Annotated in this window: 1 protein-coding gene; it reads right to left on the bottom strand. The window is 72.9% G+C overall.

Features of this window, described 5'->3' with window-relative positions:
• Positions 1-48 precede the first annotated feature (48 nt).
• Complete coding sequence (locus EEJ42_RS31085; RefSeq protein ID WP_123105199.1) at positions 49-390, bottom strand: hypothetical protein; 342 nt, start codon at positions 388-390, stop codon at positions 49-51.
• Positions 391-720: the final 330 nt, after the last annotated feature.

A 720-nucleotide genomic window follows, 5' to 3' on the forward strand; every position in this document is an offset into this window, starting at 1 on the left:
CCGCCCCCTTGTGAGGGGCGGGTCACGTTGGCGGCGTTGCTGGTTGGGTCAGCTGGCGGAGCGCCCGGCGATGACGCCCAGGACGGCCTTGACGACGAGGGCGGTGTCCCTGACGAGGTCGGAGTCGGCGGACTGGTAGAACTCGGTGCAGTGGCTCTCGTCTTCCTCGGTGTTGGGGTAGTAGACGGCTCCCCAGCCCTGGTGCTCGATCGGGCGGTAGTCGAGCTCGTTCTCCTTGGCCCGGCCGGTCATGCCGGTGACCATGATCACGCCGTGGGCGCCGACGGGGATGGCGATGTAGCTGCTTCCGCGGTCCCCGTCCGAGCGGGAGGTGAGACCGGCGCGGTTGAGGGCGTTGTGCAGGAACTGTCCGGCTGAGGGGGTGGGCATGGTCCTGGATCCTTCCGTCGTGGTGGAGGGGTGCGGCGGGACCATGCGCAGCGGTGGGGGCTAGCACCGCAACCGTGCCAGCCCGCGCTGCGCAGGGGCAGGCAGAGGTGGAGCGGCAGCGGACGGCGGCGGGCCCCACGAGAAGCCCACCCCCAGGGGCGGAGGTGGGCCCTTGTATCACACACGGCGGAGCAGGTGGGGGGGAAGTGTCGGGCGTACGGACGGCCCGCCCCGCCTCCTCGGGGTTCGGGTTAGCGTCGCAACAGCCTGAGAACAGGGCGCGGGGGCGGCCCGGCGGCCGGGGGAGGGCGCGGGGGCGGCCCGGCGGCC

The organism is Streptomyces botrytidirepellens (genome assembly GCF_003721215.1).
Classification (GTDB): Bacteria; Actinomycetota; Actinomycetes; order Streptomycetales; family Streptomycetaceae; genus Streptomyces; species Streptomyces himastatinicus.